The sequence below is a fragment of the Kribbella hippodromi genome (genome assembly GCF_039531045.1).
GTDB classification, from domain to species: domain Bacteria; phylum Actinomycetota; class Actinomycetes; order Propionibacteriales; family Kribbellaceae; genus Kribbella; species Kribbella hippodromi.
Genome location: NZ_BAAAPH010000005.1, coordinates 116,456 through 135,320, shown reverse-complemented (window position 1 = coordinate 135,320; position 18,865 = coordinate 116,456). Strand labels below are relative to the sequence as shown.

The 18,865-nt window shown below is 68.1% G+C and carries 15 protein-coding genes; 5 read left to right on the top strand and 10 right to left on the bottom strand.

Annotation, left to right across the window (positions count from 1 at the left end):
• Positions 1–94: 94 nt before the first annotated feature.
• A complete protein-coding gene (locus ABD260_RS09455; protein ID WP_344233019.1) occupies positions 95–4,201 on the top strand; it encodes an RICIN domain-containing protein in 4,107 nt (1,368 codons plus the stop codon).
• Here the strand turns inward: ABD260_RS09455 and ABD260_RS09450 are convergent.
• The 5 genes from ABD260_RS09450 to ABD260_RS09425 all read right to left on the bottom strand — a co-directional run bounded on the left by ABD260_RS09450 (position 4,188) and on the right by ABD260_RS09425 (position 9,142).
• Positions 4,188–5,372, bottom strand: a complete 1,185-nt coding sequence (locus ABD260_RS09450) for an MFS transporter (RefSeq protein WP_344233018.1) — start codon at positions 5,370–5,372, stop codon at positions 4,188–4,190. The genes ABD260_RS09455 and ABD260_RS09450 overlap by 14 nt on opposite strands.
• On the bottom strand, positions 5,372–6,181 hold the full coding sequence (locus tag ABD260_RS09445; RefSeq protein WP_344233017.1) for an IclR family transcriptional regulator: 810 nt from the start codon (positions 6,179–6,181) through the stop codon (positions 5,372–5,374). The genes ABD260_RS09450 and ABD260_RS09445 overlap by 1 nt, the downstream gene beginning before the upstream one ends.
• A gap of 823 nt (positions 6,182–7,004) precedes the next feature.
• Positions 7,005–7,409: a RidA family protein gene (locus ABD260_RS09435; RefSeq protein WP_344233015.1), complete on the bottom strand. Its 405-nt coding sequence runs from the start codon at positions 7,407–7,409 to the stop codon at positions 7,005–7,007.
• Positions 7,410–7,424: 15 nt separating this feature from the next.
• Positions 7,425–8,159, bottom strand: coding sequence for an IclR family transcriptional regulator (locus tag ABD260_RS09430; protein ID WP_344233014.1), 735 nt, complete (start codon positions 8,157–8,159; stop codon positions 7,425–7,427).
• Entirely contained in the window at positions 8,156–9,142 is a 987-nt protein-coding gene (locus ABD260_RS09425; RefSeq protein WP_344233012.1) for a sugar kinase, read from the bottom strand. Before ABD260_RS09425 ends, ABD260_RS09430 begins: the two co-directional genes overlap by 4 nt.
• A 132-nt stretch (positions 9,143–9,274) precedes the next feature.
• Between ABD260_RS09425 and ABD260_RS09420 the strand changes: the two genes are divergently transcribed.
• From ABD260_RS09420 to ABD260_RS09410, 3 genes are read left to right on the top strand one after another with little or no spacing between them, the layout of a single operon-like run.
• Complete coding sequence (locus tag ABD260_RS09420; protein WP_344233010.1) at positions 9,275–10,579, top strand: type III PLP-dependent enzyme domain-containing protein; 1,305 nt, start codon at positions 9,275–9,277, stop codon at positions 10,577–10,579.
• Position 10,580: 1 nt separating this feature from the next.
• Entirely contained in the window at positions 10,581–12,212 is a 1,632-nt protein-coding gene (locus ABD260_RS09415; protein WP_344233009.1) for an N-acyl-D-amino-acid deacylase family protein, read from the top strand.
• Between the two features lie 23 nt (positions 12,213–12,235).
• A complete protein-coding gene (locus ABD260_RS09410; RefSeq protein WP_344233008.1) occupies positions 12,236–12,868 on the top strand; it encodes a bifunctional 4-hydroxy-2-oxoglutarate aldolase/2-dehydro-3-deoxy-phosphogluconate aldolase in 633 nt (210 codons plus the stop codon).
• A gap of 264 nt (positions 12,869–13,132) precedes the next feature.
• Here the strand turns inward: ABD260_RS09410 and ABD260_RS09405 are convergent, their stop codons facing one another.
• Genes ABD260_RS09405 through ABD260_RS09395 form a run of 3 tightly spaced genes read right to left on the bottom strand, consistent with a single transcriptional unit; the run spans position 13,133 to position 15,814 of the window.
• Positions 13,133–13,852 carry a DUF4097 family beta strand repeat-containing protein gene (locus tag ABD260_RS09405; RefSeq protein WP_344233007.1) on the bottom strand — a complete coding sequence of 240 codons (720 nt, stop codon included), beginning with the start codon at positions 13,850–13,852 and terminating at the stop codon, positions 13,133–13,135.
• Entirely contained in the window at positions 13,852–14,496 is a 645-nt protein-coding gene (locus tag ABD260_RS09400) for a response regulator transcription factor (RefSeq protein ID WP_344233006.1), read from the bottom strand. Before ABD260_RS09400 ends, ABD260_RS09405 begins: the two co-directional genes overlap by 1 nt.
• Positions 14,497–14,536: 40 nt before the next feature.
• Positions 14,537–15,814 carry a sensor histidine kinase gene (locus ABD260_RS09395; protein ID WP_344233005.1) on the bottom strand — a complete coding sequence of 426 codons (1,278 nt, stop codon included), beginning with the start codon at positions 15,812–15,814 and terminating at the stop codon, positions 14,537–14,539.
• Between the two features lie 165 nt (positions 15,815–15,979).
• Between ABD260_RS09395 and ABD260_RS09390 the strand changes: the two genes are divergently transcribed.
• Entirely contained in the window at positions 15,980–16,504 is a 525-nt protein-coding gene (locus ABD260_RS09390) for a hypothetical protein (RefSeq protein WP_344233004.1), read from the top strand.
• Positions 16,505–16,516: 12 nt separating this feature from the next.
• On the opposite strand, the gene srmL is transcribed toward ABD260_RS09390, so the two are convergent.
• The gene (gene srmL, locus ABD260_RS09385; RefSeq protein ID WP_486327067.1) at positions 16,517–17,611 is read right to left on the bottom strand and encodes a PheS-related mystery ligase SrmL; all 1,095 of its coding nucleotides are present in this window, start codon (positions 17,609–17,611) and stop codon (positions 16,517–16,519) included.
• Between the two features lie 772 nt (positions 17,612–18,383).
• Positions 18,384–18,865: hypothetical protein (locus tag ABD260_RS09380; RefSeq protein WP_344233002.1), on the bottom strand; the 482-nt coding region annotated here is incomplete at its 5' end.

The window sequence follows — 18,865 nt, the reverse complement described above, 5'->3', positions numbered from 1 at the left end:
CAGGTTTCGACGGTGGTGGAAAGGTGCGCGGAGACCGGCCGGGGCGTGCGATCGTGCTCGCGTACTCCGCCCGTCCGACGGTGAGGTGACCAGCATGTGGGGTGTCAGGAGGCGGTTCACGGCGTACGTGTCGGCGTTCGCGCTGGCCGTACCGCTCGCAACAGCCGCGACCGCGTCCGCCGATTCCGCCGGAGCCGACGCCGGAACCAGCGCTGGAGCCAGCGCCGCCGGTGTCGTCGTGGACCAGCAGCAGAGCGCTGCCGAGCAAGCTTTGATGGCATCGCCGGACACTCGCGCGGTCCTGACCGCCCGGCGGACCGGGAAGCCGCAGGAACTCGTGTCGATGCGCACCGAGACTGGCCAGGTGTTCGCGAATCCGGACGGCAGCAAGACCATGGAACAACACGCGATGCCGGTACGGGTCCGGAAGGGATCTGGTTGGACACACCCCGATCCGACCTTGCGGCAGCTGCCTGACGGAACAGTACGACCTGTCGCGACAGTCTCCCCGATCATCCTCTCCGGCGGTGGCTCGACTGATCTGCTGACGATCGGCAAGCCGGGCGCCCGCGTATACCTCGGCTGGCCGGGCACGCTGCCGAAACCAGTGCTTTCCGGCGACACGGCTACGTACCCGGAAGTCCTGCCAGGAGTCGATCTGCAGATCAAGGTCGGAGTGGACCGCTTCTCGCACCTCCTGGTCGTGAAGAACCGCGCCGCCGCGGCCAACCCCGCGCTCCGCCGCCTGCGCTACCCGATCCGAGGCGAGGGCGTCACCCTGCGAGTCGCCACCGACGGATCAACAGTTGCTACTGACAACGATGGCAAGGTCGTGTACTCGGCCGATCCGCCGACGATGTGGGACGCGTCCAGCGCGACGAAGCCCCGGCAGGCCCGGCTCGGTATCCGGAAGACCGCGCGGGAGCTCGTCCTGACTCCGGATCTGAAGCTGCTCGGCGATCCGGCCGCGAAGTTCCCGGTGTCGATCGACCCGTCGATGTCCGGCACGCTGGTCAACTGGTTGCACGTCAACGAGCGCTCCGGCGGCGTCGACGGCTGGACGTACGACCGCAACGACGAAGGCGCGAAGGTCGGCCGCGCGTACCAGGACACCGCCAACCTGTACCGCTCGATGTTCCTGCTCAACACCACCAGCGGCGCGATGACGATCGGCGGCAGTACGATCCTCAGCGCCCAGTTCCGGATCACGCTGAACAAGACCCCGCACGGTACGCCCGAGCCGGTCGAACTGTGGCACGTGAACGACCTGAACACCGCCGACCACAACCTGAACTGGAACACCACTGCCGGTTTCTGGAAGACCCGGCTGGACACGCGCTCCGGCGAGGCGTACCCGTGGACCGAGGACAACCCGATGGAGTTCGGCGACCCGAACGGCCCAAGCGCTTTGAGTGCGGTGGTGCAGGGCGTTGCCGACGCGCGGCGGACCACCTTGTCACTCGGGCTGAAGGCACCGGACGAGAGCACCAGCGCCGCGGCCCAGTGGCAGTGGAAGAAGTTCCACCCGAACACTGCCGTGCTCGCGATCCGCTACAACACCACCCCGCGGGTGCCGAAGGGTTTGACGATGACCCGGCCGCGCCCGTGCGGTACGGCGGCGGCACCGACCCGTATCCCGACCACGACGCCGCAGTGGGCCGCGGTCGCGAACGATCCGGACATCGGCGACTCCGTCACCACAACGCTGCAGATCCGCAACGCGGCCGGTGCGGTGGCGTACGAGAGCAAGGTCGGCCCGACTGTCAGCGGTGCGGCGTTCTCCTGGCCGGAGGTACCGGCTGGGAAGCTCGCGGCCGGTGTGGTGTACAGCTACCGCGCATTCGCCGACGACAGCATCGCGACCAGTCCGAGTACGCCCGATTGCTACTTCGTCATCGACTCCACTCCCCCGAACGTGCCGGTGATCGTCTCGACCGACTTCCCGGACGGGCAGGACCCGGTGACCGAGGCGCGGGTCGCGGGCAACGTCACGTTCAAGCCGGGTGGTACGCCGGCCGACACGGACGTGGCCGAGTACAACTACGGGTTCCAGGGCGACACACTGACCGCGCGGGTGAAGGCGAACGCGGATGGCACCGCCACGATCCCGATCACTGTGCATCCCGATCCGGAGACCGGCGTACCAGCGCTGCGGTTGTATGTGCGTGCTGTGGACAAGGCGGGGAACTACAGCCAGATCAGGCAGGCGTGGGAGTTGTCGGCGAAGTTCCCAGCGCCCGGTACGACACCGCCGCACGTACGGGCGGATGCGAACGGGGACGGGAAGGCCGATGTGACCGCCGTGCTCGACCATGGTTTCGGCCGGACCGCGATCTGGAACATCACCTCGAAGGACAACAGCTTCGCGTCCGGGGTGATGGCGCTGGACACCGGTGAGGGCACTGGGTTCGCGTTGTCGAACATCAAGCCGGTACAGGGCGATCTGGACGGCGACGGGCGTACCGACATGGCTGTCTTCCGCGAAGGCGCCGGGCGGCAGCTCTGGCTGTACCCGTTCCCGTCGGACGGCAACGAGTACGTGGCACCGGCTGCCGCATGGACCAGTGGACCGAACGGCTGGCCGTTGAACACTGCTCGGCCGATCGCCGCTGATGTCGACGGTGACGGGAAGGACGACATCGTCGTACAGAAGGCAGGTACTGGAGACAACTGGCAGGCACTGGTGTTCCTGGCCGCTAATGGGTTCAAGACTCCGGTGAATTGGGTGCAGGCTACTGCGGGCAACACGTGGTCGCAGAGCACGCCGCTGCTCGCTGACATCGACGGTGATGGCAAAGCGGACCTGTTGAGCATGCGGAACCAGACTGGTTGCCGGACCACGGTTGACCTCTACAAGTCGACAGGTACTGCGTTTGCGGCACCGACGACGATCTACGACTCCGGTGCGGGTGGTTACTGCTGGGACAAGAGCAGGGCAGTAGTGGCTGACCCGGATGGTGACGGGCGTGACGACATCGTCGCGCTGTACGAGAACACACCAACCGACGGCAGCCTGCTCGTACTGAAGTCGAGTGGCACTGCACTCACCAAGACGGACTGGGGCCGTACGACCGGTCTGGAGCTGGCCAAGGCCACGCTGGTTGCCGGTGACTACGACGGCGACCACAAGGAGGACGCCGCGATCCTGTACGCCGGCGACAACGGCAGCCGGCAGGTGTACGAGTTCCGCTCTACCGGTACGGCGTTCGCGGACAGGTCACTGGCCTGGAGTGGAGCAGTGGATGCGGTCACTGGTCCAAAGTTCAGTCTGGAGCACCGGCAGTACGAGCTGGTGAACAAGAACAGCGGTAAGTGCCTCAACGTCCACTTCGCTGATCCCAGTGATGGGCAGGAGTTCATCCAGTACCAGTGCTTGCCGCTCGACCTGAATGCACGGTTCCGGTTGATGCCTGTTCCAGGGACCGATCAGTACAGCGTGCGGCCGGCGCACACTGCGGTGGGAGATGGTCCGGTCAAGTGCCTCGACACGTTGAACGGTAGTACCGAAGACAACACCAAGATGATCCAGTACGCGTGCGGCGGTGGTACTGGTGATCCGTTCGCCTGGCAGCAGGTTACTTTCACGTACGTGGATGGGGCGGCGTACGACACTGTCGTACAGCTGAAGCTGGCGCACAGCGGGAAGTGCGTGGCGGTTGCGGATGCACGGTTGGACGACACAGCGCCGGTAGTGCAGCAGACCTGTGGTCAGAGCACCAACCAGCAGTGGATTCTGCGGCCCGCGTTCAACGCTGATCAGTTGGGTGCCGGTGGCGCGGGGCGGTACCGGACCGAGGCGGCGACGAGCAACCGGGTACTGGACATCACCGATTGCCACAAGGAGCCAGGATCGCAAGTACGGATGTGGGACTGGGTGACCGGTAGTCCATGCCAGAAGTGGAAGCTGGAGAGCCTGGGCGACGACGTGTACAAGATCATCGACCCGAACTCCGGGAACGCACTGGAGATCCAGGGCTGCTCCAAGCTGCCGCGTGCGACGGTCTTCATGTTCCCCAGCAACGCCTCGCCTTGTGAACGGTGGCGGATCGAGCCGACGCCCGGCGGGAGCTACAGCGTGACCGCGGTGAGCTCTGGACTCTCACTGGACGTTGCCGGGTGCAGCTCGGCGGCCGGTGCGGAAGTGATCACGTGGTTCTACCACGGTGGCCCTTGCCAGCGGTGGTACTTCAAGCAGCAGTAGTTGTCCGCGGGTGTGGTGGTATCCAGCGGTGCATCGCGGTGGCAGCGGCCCAGCCGGTGCCGGCCATGATGACGATTGCTGGACCCAACCCGAGCAGCGCGGTGGCGCCGGCCAGCAACAGCGGGCCGGCGCCGTTGCCAGTGTCAGCGAAGAGGCGGAACGCTCCTAGGAACTGTGCTCGTCCGACTGCGGGCGACGCATCAGCTCCGAGTGTCATGATCACCCCGGCGCCCAGACCGTTCCCGATGCCCATCAGCAGTGCTACAGCGGTCAGCGTGGCAGTCGTGTGGGTGAGCGGCAGCAGCAAGTGCGCCAACCCCAGTACGAACATGGATGGTACGGCGACCCACTTCCGGCCGAGGCGATCCATCACTGAGCCTGCTGGATAGAACAGCAGCATGTCGACCGCACCGGAGAGTCCGAAGATGATGCTGGTCGTCTGTGCATCCAGACCGATGTGCAGTGCCCACAGCGGAATCACCACCTGCCGCGAGGCACGTACTGCTCCGACTAGAAGTGCGCCGACACCGAGCGTACGTAGTACTGGCAGGTGGTCGCGGATGACGCCCCAGGTGGATTGCGCAGCGACCGGTCCGCGGCCGCGGGCGTGGGCGACATCGGGCAGGCTGATCAGGACGCCGCAGGCGAGTAGTGCGGCTACCAGGTGCACCCAGTACGCGCCGTCCGTACCGAGGAACTTCATGACGCCGGCACCGAGGAACGGGCCGATGAAGGAGCCGATGCGCCCTACGCCGCCCAGTGTGGACAGGGCGCGGGCGCGCAGCTCGATTGGTACCGCCTCACTCAGGTACGCCTGCCGGGCGAGGCCCCAGACCGCACCGGCCAGTCCGGTGCAGCCGATCGCGATGGCCAGGCCCCAGACGTTCGGTACTACCAAGCACGCAGCCAGTGCGAGTGAGACAAGCACAGTGGCGGACAGCATCGCGCTGCGCTCGCCGATCCGGTTCGTCAGCGCACCTGCGGGGATGTCACCGATCACCTGGCCCAGCCCGGCAGCTGCGACGACCAGACCGGCCACAGCAACGGATGCTCCTCGGTGCGTAGCCGACAACGCCACTACTGGAGCTATAGCGCCTTGGCCGATGCCGTAGAGCAGGGCAGGCAGGTAGACGGCTGGTGCGATCTTCCACAGACTGCGCGCCTGCGACATCACCGGCCGCCGGCCAGCGCCGTACCGCGATCCCGGGCGGCTGGAGTGGCTCCCAGCAACTCGGACACTGACCAGGCACCAGCAGCGACCCGCATCCCGTACTCCTCCATCTGCTCCACCGGCATCCGCATCTCGGGGCCGGACACACTCAGACAGCCGGCGACCTGGCCGGTGTAGCCGAACACCGGTGCCGCGACACTGCAGATCCCCGGCGTCCGCTCGGTCCGCGACATCGCGTACCCACACCGGCGGATCTCCGCGAACTGCTCCGCGAGCACTACCGGATCGGTGATCGTGGCCGGCAGCACCTGCTCCAGCGGTCCCTTCAGCACCTCTTGCTGCTGCTCGAACGGCAGGAACGCGAGCAGCACCTTCCCCGGCGCACCAAGCGGCAACGCAACCGGCAGCCCGAACTCGGTGTACGTGCGGCGCAGCTGGTGGTGACTCTCGACCTGATCCAGCACGACCCGCTGCCCCGACGGCAGCAACTCATGCACCGCCGCGGTCTCCCCCGTGTCGTCCCGCAGCCCCTTCAGCACCGGCATCGCGGCATCCCGAAGCCCCGCCGGTATCCCACCACTGTGCGCCAGCTGCGCAACCAGCGGACCGATCGCATACCGCCGGTGCGCCGTCTGCCGAACCAGCCCGTTCTCCTGCATCGCCAGCAACAACCGATGCACCGTACTGGTCGACAGCCCGGTCGCCCGCGCCAAGTCACTGATCCCCAGCTCCGGCGTCCGCACATCGAAACACCGCAAGATCGCCACAGCCCGGTCAATCGACTGCACAGACCCCCTGACTTCCTGCATAGCGGAACCCTATCCCGCTCTCCGGGAAAGCACCCAGACAGTCCAAAGCCCGGACCCCATCCAGGGATCCGGGCTCCGGAAGACTCAGCTCAGGACGGGCGCCGCACCGGGACGACGATCAGAAGGTCTTCCAGTCCTTTGAAGTCATCCACGTTGGTGGTGAACAGCGGGAGCTGCTCTGCGACCGCGATGCTCGCGATCATCAGATCGGCGACTCTCCGTCGCGGCGTCCTGCCCGCGGCCACCACCGCCGCGCAGATCCGTCCGTAGATCCGCGCCGCATCGGCGCCGAACGGGATCGGGTCGAACTCATTCTCGGCCCTCTGCAGCAGGTCCACCCGCCGGGCGCGCTCGACGTTCGGGTCGTACCCCATCTGGTCCAGCACCTGGTGTGGGCCGGCCGACAGCTCGGCCAGCGTGATCGCGCTGATCGCCATCTCAGAAGTCGGATCGTAGCCATGTCGTTCTGTGAGCCAAGGAGTTGGTCTTGTGAGTTGTCTTCCTAAGACCGCTTGGCCTCCGACTTCCAGCTCCTGTTCGGCGTGCGCTTCCTGATCCGCCCGGAACGCGTCCAGCCCAACTTCCGGTGCGGTCAGCGACAACGCCGAGAACTCCGCCCGGGGCACGAACTTCCGCTTGCGGCGCAGCGGAACCAGCTCACCGATCTGGTGACCGTCGCGCGTCACGACGAACGTTTGCCCGCCTTGAACAGCGTCCATGATCTCCCGGGACCGCATCCGCAGGTCCCGCTGAGTGATCTCCGGCAGCCCATTCATGGCGCCATGATAGCACCGGGTGCTACCAGGTAGCACCCGGTGCTCCATCAGCTCAGGACGGCGAGGGCGTCGATTTCCACCAGCATGTCGGGGAGCGGGAGACCGGTGAAGACGGTGGTGCGGGACGGGAGGACGCCGCTCGGGGTGCGGGTCGAGACGAAGTCGGCGTAGGCCTCGTTCATCAGGGTGAAGTCCTCGCGCTTGGTCAGGTAGACGCGGAGCATCACCACGTCGTCCAGGCTCGCGCCGCCGGCCTTCAGGATCGCCTCGATGTTCTGCAGGACGCGGGTGGTCTGCGCCTTCACGTCACCGGTGCCGACGAACTCGCCGCTGGCCGGGTCGACCGAGCCCTGGCCGGACACCTGCAGGATGTTGCCCTTCCGGACGCCCTGCGAGAACACGGGCATCGGCGGCGGCGCGTCGGTGGTGGAGACTGCGGTCTTGTCGGACATCAGGTCTGACACCTCTCAGTTGTAGTCGGTTGTGATCGCGGCTGCGGTGGCGAGCAGGTCAGGGAGCAACTCGAGCACCTGCTCATAGTTCAGCAGTACGTCCGGAACGGACAACGACACGGCCCCCACGACCCGGCCGGTGCGGTCCTTCAGCGGCGCACCGATGCAGTTGATGAACGCCTCGTGCTCCGCCTTGTCCTGCGCCCAGCCACGCTCTTTGGTCGTCGCCAGCTCAGTCCGGAGCCGGTCCGCGTCGGTGATCGTGTTCGGCGTGTACGAGCGGTAATCCAGCGATGCCAGCACCGCCTCCTGCAAGCGCCTCGGCTGAGCGGCGAGCAGTACCTTGCCAACGGCTGTGCAGTGCAATGCGGCAGGTACGCCGACCTGCGAGTACATCCGTACCGAACGCACGCTGTCGAGCTTGTCGACGTAGATGACCTCACCGTTCTCCCACGCCGCGAGGTGGACCGTCTGACCGGTCTTCTGGTTCAGCTCGCGCAGATGCGGCGCGGCGACCTCGCGTACGACGTACTGCTCGCGCGCCACGTCCGCGAGGGCGAACAGCCGCGAGCCCAGCCGGTACCGGTGCGAGTCGTCGCGCCGTACGAACCGGTCTGCTTCCATCGTGCGCAGCAACCGCAGCACCGTCGTCTTGTGCACGCTCAGCTCAGCTGCGAGCTGGTCAAGCGACCTGTCACCCTCCCCAAGACTGGTGAGGATCTGCAGCGCCCTGGCCAGGCTCTGACTCATGCCGGACCGATCTTTGTCGCGGCCCACTCCTCATCAGTCGCTGCGAGCAGCCGCTCCCGCACCTCGACTGCCGGCGGTGGCGCATGGTCCTCCGGCGCAGTCAGCACAGCCGCAGCAGTCAGATGCCCCAGCCGGAGCCGCTGCACCATCGGCAGGTCCTGCAGTGTCGCCGCCAGGAAGCCGGCCGCAAACGCGTCCCCGGCGCCGACTGTCTCAACTACTTCAACAGACAATGCTGGAACCTCAGTACGACCACCGGGCTCAAGTACTAGCGCAGTATGCGCGTCGTCCTTCACAACCAACGTCTTGGCGCCCAGTCGCTCGTAGAGCTCATCAGGGTTCCTGGTCCCGGCAAAGACCTCCGCCTCGTCCGCACCGATCAGCACAATGTCGGCCGCCTTCAACAGCCGCCACAGTGACTCCGGGTCCATGTCACGCCACAGCGCCGGCCGCCAGTTCAGGTCGACGCTCAGCAGGAACTCACGCGGCTCAGTGGCCAGGCGCTCCAGCATGTCCGCACTGGTCGTGGAAATCGCGGCCGTGATGCCAGTCGTGTGTACTAGTCGCGCCTGCGCAAGCCGATCACGTACTTCAGGCCGCTCGAGGTACTGCTCGTCCATCGCGGCAGCTGCCGAACCGGATCGGTAGTAGTGCATCCGCGAGCGCCCGTCGTGCGACTCCTTGACGTAGAGCGCGGTCGGTCGTACCTGATCCAGCTCCACACCGCCGACCTCCACGCCACGCGCCTGCAGGTCCCGCAGCACGTGCTGACCGAAGCCGTCGTCGCCGAGCCGGGAGAGCCAGCCGGTCGGCACGCCCAGCGCCGCCAGCCCACCAGCCACGTTGCACTCGGCCCCACCGACCGACCGCGTGAACACCTCGACGTCCGCCAGCGGTCCCGGCCCGCCGGCGAACATGATCATCGCCTCACCCAGACAGAGCGCTTCCGTCGCGGCGGGTGTCTCGGGGAGCGGTTCGGGCATCGCGACTCCTCGGCTGGGTGGTGATGAGATAGGCGTACGTTGACGCGACTTCGGCCGTGATGTTACAACCGACGCGTCAGAATGCGCAATGAGCGTTGCGCATTCTGCAATCTCCGAGACCCAGGGGGTCAGATGCCCGGATACGATGCCAACGCCGTCGCCAAACTCGCCGATGAGCCGGTGAGCTGGCAGGACAAGGCGCTGCCGCCGGCGTTCTGGGGCCGCACGGTCGCCGACGTGCTGGCCTCGCGGCCGCGGCTGTCGCAGCTGCCGACGCCGCTGATGACGCTGTCCGCGCCCGGCCTGCGGCACAACGTCGACACCCTCGCGACCTGGTGCACCCGCCACGGCGTCGAGCTCGCGCCGCACGGCAAGACCACGATGGCGCCCGCGCTCTGGGCGATGCAGCTCGACGCCGGCGCCTGGGCGATCACGCTGGCCAACGCGTTCCAGCTCGGCGTCGCCCGCGCGTACGGCGTGCAACGAGTGCTGCTCGCGAACGCGGTGATCTCCCCGCTGCAACTGCGCTGGATCGCCGACGAGCTCGCCGCCGATCCGTCCTTCGAGGTGATGGTCTGGGCGGACTCGGTTCGTACCGTCGAGCTGATGGAGGCGGCCCGGTCGGCGTACGTCGCCCCGGACGCGCGCCCACTGGACGTGATGGTCGAGGTCGGCGGGATCGGTGGCCGGACCGGCGCCCGCGACGCCGAGACCGCGCTGGCCGTCGGCGCGGCGATCGCCGAGGCGTCAACGCTCCGGCTCGTCGGCGTCGCCGGGTACGAAGGCGCGATCGGGCATGGCGTCGACGAGGCCGACCTCGAGGAGGTTCGCGCGTACCTGCGGGACCTGGCCGCGGTGCATCACCGGCTGCGTGACCGGTACGACGCGGACGTCCAGCCGATCGTCAGCGCGGGCGGAAGCCAGTACTTCGAGCAGGTCGCGAAGGTCCTTGCCGCCGAGGCGGGCGCCGGTGCGCGGGTCGTGCTGCGGTCCGGCGCGTACGTCACGCACGACGACGGGCTGTACCGCCGGGTGTCACCGCTCGGCGCTCATCCGCGGACCGATGGCGAGCAACTCGTACCGGCGATGCACGGCTGGATGCGGATCACCTCCCAGCCCGAGCCCGGCCTGGCGATCTTCGATGCGGGCCGCCGCGACTTCCCGTTCGACCAGGACCTGCCCGAGCCGCAGCTGATCCGGCCGCGGACCGACGGCTCGCCGATCCTGCCGGCCACCGGGATGACGGTGACCAAGCTGAACGACCAGCACGGGTACCTGGAGTTCGGCGACGAGCAGTCCGTGGTGATCGGCGACGAGCTGCGCGTCGGCCTGTCGCACCCGTGCACCGCCTTCGACAAGTGGGGGCTGATCCCGGTCATCGACGACCCGGACGCCGCCGATCCGGTCGTCGTCGATCTGGTCCGGACGTTCTTCTGAGATGCCTGCGCCCACCTCTTCGGCCCGCGCGTCGACGACCAGTGCCGACCTCCTGATCACCGATGCGCTGGTCGTCGACGGGACCGGCGCGCCCGGGTACCACGCCGACGTCGCGATCGACGCCGGCCGGATCGTCGCCATCGGCAACGATCTCCCGGCCGCGTACCGGACGATCGCCGCCGACGGGCTGGTGCTGTCGCCCGGCTTCATCGACATGCACTCGCACTCCGACCTGCAGATCCTGGTGAACCCGGAGCACACCGCGAAGGTGAGTCAGGGCGTCACGCTCGAGGTGCTCGGGCAGGACGGTCTCTCGTTCGCGCCGATCGACGAGCCGGCGCGGGCCGTCGTACGCCGCCAGATCGCCGGCTGGAACGGTGAGCCGGACGACTTCGACTTCTCCTGGTCGACCGTCGCCGGGTACCTGGACCGGCTTGGGCAGGGCATCGCGTGCAACGCCGCGTACCTGGTCCCGCAGGGCACGCTGCGGATGATGGTTGTTGGTACGTCCAACCGTCCGGCGACAGCTGCCGAACTGGGCCGAATGAAAGAACTGCTCGCCGATGGGCTGCGGGACGGCGCGGTCGGGATGAGCAGCGGGCTGACGTACACGCCGGGCATGTTCGCAAGCACGGACGAGCTGGTCGCGTTGTGCGAGGTCGTCGCGTCGTACGGCGGGTACTACGCGCCGCATCAACGCTCGTACGGGAAGGGCGCGCTCGAGGCGTACGCGGAAATGATCGACGTGGCGCGCCGGTCCGGCTGCCCGCTGCACCTCACGCACGCGGTGATGAACTTCCGGCCGAACGCCGGCCGCGGCACGGACCTGGTCGCGATGATCGACGCGGGGCTGGCGTCCGGCGTGGACATCACCACCGACACGTACCCCTATTTGCCTGGAGCAACGACCTTGGCGGCGATCCTGCCGAGCTGGACCGCCGAGGGCGGCCCGGACGCGCAGCTCGACCGGTTGCGCGATCCGTCCGCGCGGGCCCGGATCACGCACGAGCTGGAGCAGGTCGGTACCGATGGGTGCCACGGATGCGTCGTCGAATGGGAAACGATCGAGATCGGCGGCGTACGCAATCCGGCGCTGTCCGACTTTGTGGGACACACTGTCGCAGCGCTCGCGGCCCGCTCTGGCCGGCCGGCTGCTGAGATCTTCTTCGATCTTTTGCTGGCCGACGATCTCGCCACGTCGATCCTGCAGCACGTCGGGCACGAGGAGAACGTCCGCGAGATCATGCGGCATCGGAGCCACACCGGCGGGACCGACGGGATCCTGGTCGGCGGCAAACCGCATCCGCGGTCGTGGGGCACGTTCCCGCGGTACCTGGCCCAGTACGTGCGCGAACTCGGCGTACTCGACCTCCCCGACTGCATCCACCACTTGACCGGCCGCCCGGCCCGCCGCCTCCGGCTGACCGATCGCGGGCAGATCCAGCTCGGCTACGCCGCCGACCTGGTCCTCTTCGACCCCACCACGATCCAGGACACCGCCACCTTCGCCGACCCCCGCCGGCAAGCCACCGGCATCCCGTACGTCCTGGTCAACGGCACCCCGGTCATCGACGAAACCCACCGAACCCCAGCCCTGCCCGGCCGCCCCATCCACCGCACTCCCCGCGCTTGACCATCGTTTGAGAGGAACCTGTTGTGAACACCCTGGAGCTACTTCGTGCCGACCGTGTACTGACCGTCGTCCGGGCACCGGAGATCTCCGACGCCCGCGACCTCTGCGCCGCGCTGGTGGCAGGCGGTATCCACGTCGTCGAACTCACCTACACGACGCCCGACCTCCCCCGGCACCTGGAACGCGCCGCCTCCACCGCCGGCGAAACCGGCGCGGTCGTCGGCGCCGGCACCGTCCAGACCGCCGATCAAGCCACCCAGGCGATCAACGCCGGCGCCCAGTTCCTCGTCACCCCCGGCCAGGGCCCCGAAGCCGCCGCGATCGCCGAGGCGGCACATGCGGCCGGCATCCCGGTCGTCCTCGGCGCCTTCACCCCGTCCGAGGTGATGACCGCCCTCGCCCTCGGTTCCACCGCGGTGAAGGTCTTCCCCGCCCACCACCTCGGCCCGAAGTACTTCAAGGACCTGAACGGCCCGTTCCCCGGCGTACCCCTGATCCCGTCCGGCGGCGTCAACGTCACCAACGCCCACGACTTCCTCGCCGCCGGCGCCCTGGCCGTCAGCGCCGGCACCGACGTCGTCTCGCCCGCCGACGTAGCAGCCGCCAACTGGCCCACCATCACCACCAAAGCCAAAACCTTCTGCGCCGCCCTCTGACCGACGCCCCGCCCGATCAGGTGCCGCCCGATCAGGTGCCGCCCGACCAGGTCCCGCCCGATCAGGTCCCGCTGGCGTGCACTCCCCAAACCGGTTTGGGGCCGCTAACCGCCCGCTCCAGGGGTACAACCCTCCCCGCTCCACGCACACAACCACCCCCAAACCGGTTTGGGGCGCCCAACACCCCGCTTCGACGAAACCCGTAGGGACAACCCCCGACACAGAGCTGTCGTGGAGTGGGTGGAGTGCTCAGTTGCAGGCGGACTACTGGACGGTGATGCTGCCGTAGCTGGAGCGCAGGTAGAGGTGGTTGGTGGCGGTCATGTCGTTCGGAACGCTCACGTTGGTTGAGCCCTGGGCCGCGACCGCATCGATGGTGTACGGCTCCGTACGTGGCACCTGCACCCAGATGGAGCCATCGCTCGAGGTGGCCGACACCTGCTTGGGCGGATTGTCGAAGCTCATCCCCACCGACCCGCCCTGCGCATCCACCGACACCTGGGGGCTGCGGATGCGCGCCATGTCGACCGACCCGTCCTTGGCATCCAAGGACAACGGCGACGTCAACCCGACCACGTTGATCGATGACCCGTCGACCTTCGCCTTGACCATCTTCACCGCCGGCACCTCGACGGTCAGATCGACCGCACAATGCACATCGGGGCAGGACGTCTGCACCACCAGCTCCTGCCCCGTCGTGCCGATCCGCACATCCGGCTTCGCCGCGGCGTACGTCCCGTCGATCGTGACGTGCACCTGCCCATCGATGCTCGCCTCCACCTGCGTCGCCACATCGGCCACGATCCGCACCCCAGCCGGCCCCGGCGTGAACGCGGCGGAATAGTTGTACGGCAGCTTGCCCCGAATCACCCCGACCGTGACCAACCCACCGCCGACCAGCAACGCCAGCAACGGGACCACCCCGACGAGCAGCATCGCCACCCGCCCTCTGGTCATCCGCACGCCGGACACCGTCCTGGCCATCAGGTCTCCAGGTACTTCAGGACGGCGAGCACGCGACGATGCTCACCATCGGTCGGCGCCAGCTGCAGTTTCATGAAGATGTTGCTGATGTGCTTCTCCACGGCACCTTCGCCGACGACCAGCGCCTGCGCGATGCCGGCGTTGGACTTCCCTTCCGCCATCGATCGGAGAACGTCCTGTTCCCGCGGGCTCAGCACGGCCAGCGGATCGCTCTGCCGGGACCGCACCAGCAGCTGCGAGATCACCTCCGGGTCCAGCGCCGCGCCACCGCCCGCCACCCGGCGCAGTCCGTCGATGAACTGATCCACATCCGCGACCCGGTCCTTCAGCAAGTACCCGACTCCGCCCGGGTTCCCACCGATCAGCTCGCTCGCATACCGCTCTTCGACATACTGCGACAGCACCAGTACGCCAACCTCCGCGTACTGCTCGCGGATCACCAGCGCCGCCCGCAACCCCTCGTCGGTGAACGTCGGCGGCATCCGTACGTCGACGACGCACACCTCCGGCCGGTGCAGCTCGACGGCCTTCAGCAGGCTGTCGCCGTCCCCGACCGCGGCGACGACCGTGCAGTGCTGTTCCTCCAGCAACCGCACGATGCCTTCCCGCAGCAGTACCGAGTCCTCGGCGATCACAACCCGCATCCGCTCAGTCTCCCCTGTCACACCGTTCAGCTCGGCCGATTCATCCACAGGGCACCTCCGCGATCAGCGTGGTGCCGCCACCTGGTGGGCTGTCCACCGTGAGCCGTCCGTCGACACCGGACACCCGGTCGGTCAGCCCCCGCAAACCACTCCCGCGAACCGGATCCGCGCCGCCCTGCCCGTTGTCGCGCACCTCGACCCGCAGCACATCGCCCTTCCGCGTCACCCGTACCTCGGCCTGCGCGGCTTCCGCGTGTTTGGCCACGTTCGTCAGCGCTTCGGTGACGACGAAGTACGCGATCGACTCGATCGTCAGCGACGGCCGTGGCTGGACGTCGACACTCAGGCGGACCGGCACCGGTGACCGGGCCGCGACCGCCGACAGCGCAGCGTCCAGCCCGCGGTCGGTCAGCACCGGTGGATGCAAGCCCCGGGTCAGGTCGCGGATCTCGGCGATCGCCTGCATCGCCTCCGAATGCGCCTCCTCGATCAGCGTCCGCACCGCCGGTTCACGATCGCCGAGCCGGTTCTTCGCCCGCCCGAGGGTCATCGCCAGCGACACCAGCCGCTGCTGAGCACCGTCGTGCAGGTCGCGCTCCATCCGGCGCCGCTCGACCTCCACCGAGTCGACCACCTGCTGCCGGCTCGCGACCAGCTGGCTGACCCGCTCCGCCAGCACACCGGTCTCGGACGGGCCGAGCAGCATCTTCGCCAGCCAGCCGTCGAACGCGGAGGACCAGCGCATGATCAGCGGCGACACCAGCACCAGGAACACCGCGGCCAGTACGGACACCACGACTGCCTTCGTCGTGCTGTCGATGGTGAACGGGCCGAGCTGGGCCTGCGCCGCGGCGAACCGCGAGTAGTACAGCGGCAGGGCCATCAGCACCGGCGGGATCGACCACGCCAGCACGACCGCGAAGATCCAGACGAAGGACAGCGGAAACAACATCAAGTAGTAGGTGAACTGGCGCCAGACGCCCGGGTCGCCGAGCGCGAGCAGCGCGTCCTCGGCCCACAAGCCGGTCCGCGGCGGCGGCACCAGCGCCTGCACTTCCTGCCCGCGGGTGAGCCGGGCCCTGGCCCGCTCCCACGAGGCGATCCCGTACACCGCGCGGTTGGACCAGACGGAGAGCGGAATGCGGATCATCGCGAGCGGGAACGCCAGAAGCATCAGCACGACCGCCGCCAGCACCAGTACGCCGGAGGTCAGCACAACCACCGCGTCACCGAGCAGATGGATCGTTGCCAGCCACAAGTACGGCGAGCGCCAGAGCCGCCACGGTGCCCGGGGAACCGGAGTCGCAGCAACCGTCATCCGGATCACCTCCCCGTGTCAGCGCCTGCTTGCCGTCACAACTTACGTCGTCCGCGCGCCGGGCGGCATGGGGACATCCCACGGAGCCCACCGGGGGTTATCCCCACCCCCGTTCGTGGGCTGACCGGACTGTGCCGGACGCCCGCGCCCGGGATGCTCGATGACATGACGACGACAGCGATCGGCAACAGAATGACCGGCGATCTCGGCCGGGTGATGGACGGGCAGCTCGGGGACGCGATCGACGATCGCGTGGCCGACGCGCTGGAGGACTACATCGCCGAGGGGCGCCTCGACGGGCGGGTCCGGGCCCGCCGGTCGCCCGGTGGCATCGCGGCGATCGTCGCCGCCGGTGTCGCCGCGGTGCTGCTGCCCTGGTGCCTGATCCTCGCGGCCACCCTGCCGAGTACGTATGAGGCAGGCAACTGGAAGCTGACCTGGATCGGCTTGGACTGCGCGACGGCGGTGGCCGCCGGCATCACGGCGTACCTGCTGCACAAGGGCAACAAGTACGCCGCTCTGACCGCGATGGCGGCCGGCACGCTGCTGATCGCCGACGCCTGGTTCGACGTCAGTACGGCGGGAGCCGGCTTCGACCGGACGCTCTCGATGACCGAAGCCCTGCTGCTCGAGCTCCCGCTGGCGGTGTGCGCGTTCGTCGTCGCCACCCGCGAGCTCGGCCGGCGCTGACCGATCAGCTCGTTAACCGATCAGCTCCAGGACAGGACCCTCGTGCAACGCTCGGTAGACCTGGTCCCGCAAGGTGTTGGCCTCGGCGTCGGTGAGAGTACGATCCACCGGCCGCAGGATCAGCCTGACCAGGACGTTCCGTTGCCCCGGGGTCAGTTGGAGACGCTCCCGGGCGGCCGTCGGCAAGTCGTCGTACGACGTTTCGCCCAGCACCTCCAGCGACTCCGCGGCATCGGCCGCCGGACCGAGCGCGGCCCGCGCCTTGTCACCCAGCACCTCGGCCGACACGTCCGCGTCCGGACCGACCACCACCGACAGGTCGCGCCGGACCGGTGGCATCGCCGACACCGGCTTGTAGGGCGACAGATCCAGCATCTGACCCGCCACCCGCGGCTCCGGCGATCGGAGCAGCCGGATGTCGTGGATCCCCTTCCGCAGCATCAGCAGCCGGTCGAGCCCGGACCCCATCGCCAGTCCGGTCCAGCTGTCGTCCAGACCGGCCAGGCGGAGTACGTCCGGCGCCGCGACCCCGCACTCCCCGATCTCGATCCACTGATCGTCGAGCAGCACATCGACCTGGCGCCCATGAATCGTGTACGGATGAACCGCGGGCACTGTCCGATACGTCTGCCCCGGCAGAACCGTGTCGACCAGCCGAGCGATCATGTCCTCCAGCTCGGCCTCGCCCAACGTGACGTTGCGGCTGATCCGCCAAAGGTCGAGCTGATGCGGAGTGCCCGTGTGCTGCCAGTCGACCGAATCCCGGCGATAGCAGATCCCGGCGCAGATCATCAGTACATCCGACGAGTCCGACCGCGCGAGCTCCCGAAGCGCCGGCGGAATCATCGCCGAGGTGTGACTCCGCAGCACCTCGTTGTCCGAGACGTATCGCGTGTAGCGGGCTTCCCGAGTCACCGCACCCGCGGCGTACCCAAGATTGTCGTAGTTGTCCGCCAGCGATACGACCGGATGATCCCGCCGAGTCCAAACCTCCGTATACGGCCACGCCGCCCCCAACGCCCCCCGAACCGAATCAACAATGAGCTGAAGCGCATGCGCCCCCTGCCCCGGATCACTAAGATCCCGAATCCCCAACGCCCCCTGCACCTCCCCCACCGAAAGCACAGCAACACCCCCCACCCCAGACCCCGCTGGCAGCACGGAACCGCTCGGCAGCACCGAACCACCCGCCGACACGGACACAGCCGACTCCACGGGACCACCCGCCGACATGGACGCAGCCGACTCCACTGAAGAACCTGCCGACATGGAGGCAGCCGACTCCACTGAAGAACCTGCCGACGTGGAGGCAGTCGGCTCCACTGAAGTACCTGGCAGCGTGGAGGCAGTCGGCAGTGCAGAGGTCTTCATCCGCGCGGAAGTCATCGGCGCCACAGAGATGGTGGGCGGCGCAGAACTCGTCGGCTGCGCGGAGGTGGCCGGTGCCGCGGAAGTGGTGGGCGGCGCAGAGCTGGTGGGCGCCGCGGAAGTGGTCGCCGCGGGGCTGGCAGGAAGTGCGGAGCTGCTCGGCTTTGCGGAGTTGGTGGGCCGTGCGGAAGGGGCAGGAACTGCAGACATGATCTTCTCCAGGATGACGGTCTCGACGGGGGTCCACCCCGGTCGGCCGCGGTCACCTCAGGAGAGAGCGCAGCAGCAGCTCACCCCGTCGGCACCGTCGTGCCGGCCGGGGCGCAGAAATCGCCGCCCGTACTGCGTCATACCCCCAGCGTACCCGCTCACCACCTCCCCACCCCAGCCGCACTGCCCTGCCTCCCACCCAGCTGAACACGGCCCACCTCCCACCCAGCTGCACACGGCCCATCTCCCACCCAGCTGCCCACGACCCGCCTCCCACCCAGCCAAGCGCGATCGCTTCTCGTCACGGTCGACTACCCGCCGTCCTACCCCAGCCGAATGTCTCGCAGGCGGCTCCGGCCGGCGCCATTTGAGTGGTGAACCTCTCGGGTTGCCCGTTCACCCCCTGCATGCGGATGGTGAACGGACCATTTGAGGGGTTCACCACCCAAACGGCTGGAAACTGAACCGGCACGCACCGCAGTCGAGCGTCAGCAGCACGCACCCCGGGGAGCGCCAGTCGGCTCGTGCCGTGGATGGGCGTGAGGTGGTAGGCGCCGCCGGCGAACATCAACTGGTACGCGCCGCGCGTGGGCATCAGCAGGTACGCGCCGTGGGCGGGCGTGAGCTGGTACACGCCGCGGGCGGACGTCAGCCGGTGCGCGCCGTGGATCGGCGTGAGCTGGTACACGCCGCGGGCGGACGTCAGCCGGTACGCGCCGTGCATGGACGTGAGCTGGTACACGCCGCGGGCGGACGTCAGCCGGTGCGCGCCGTGGATCGGCG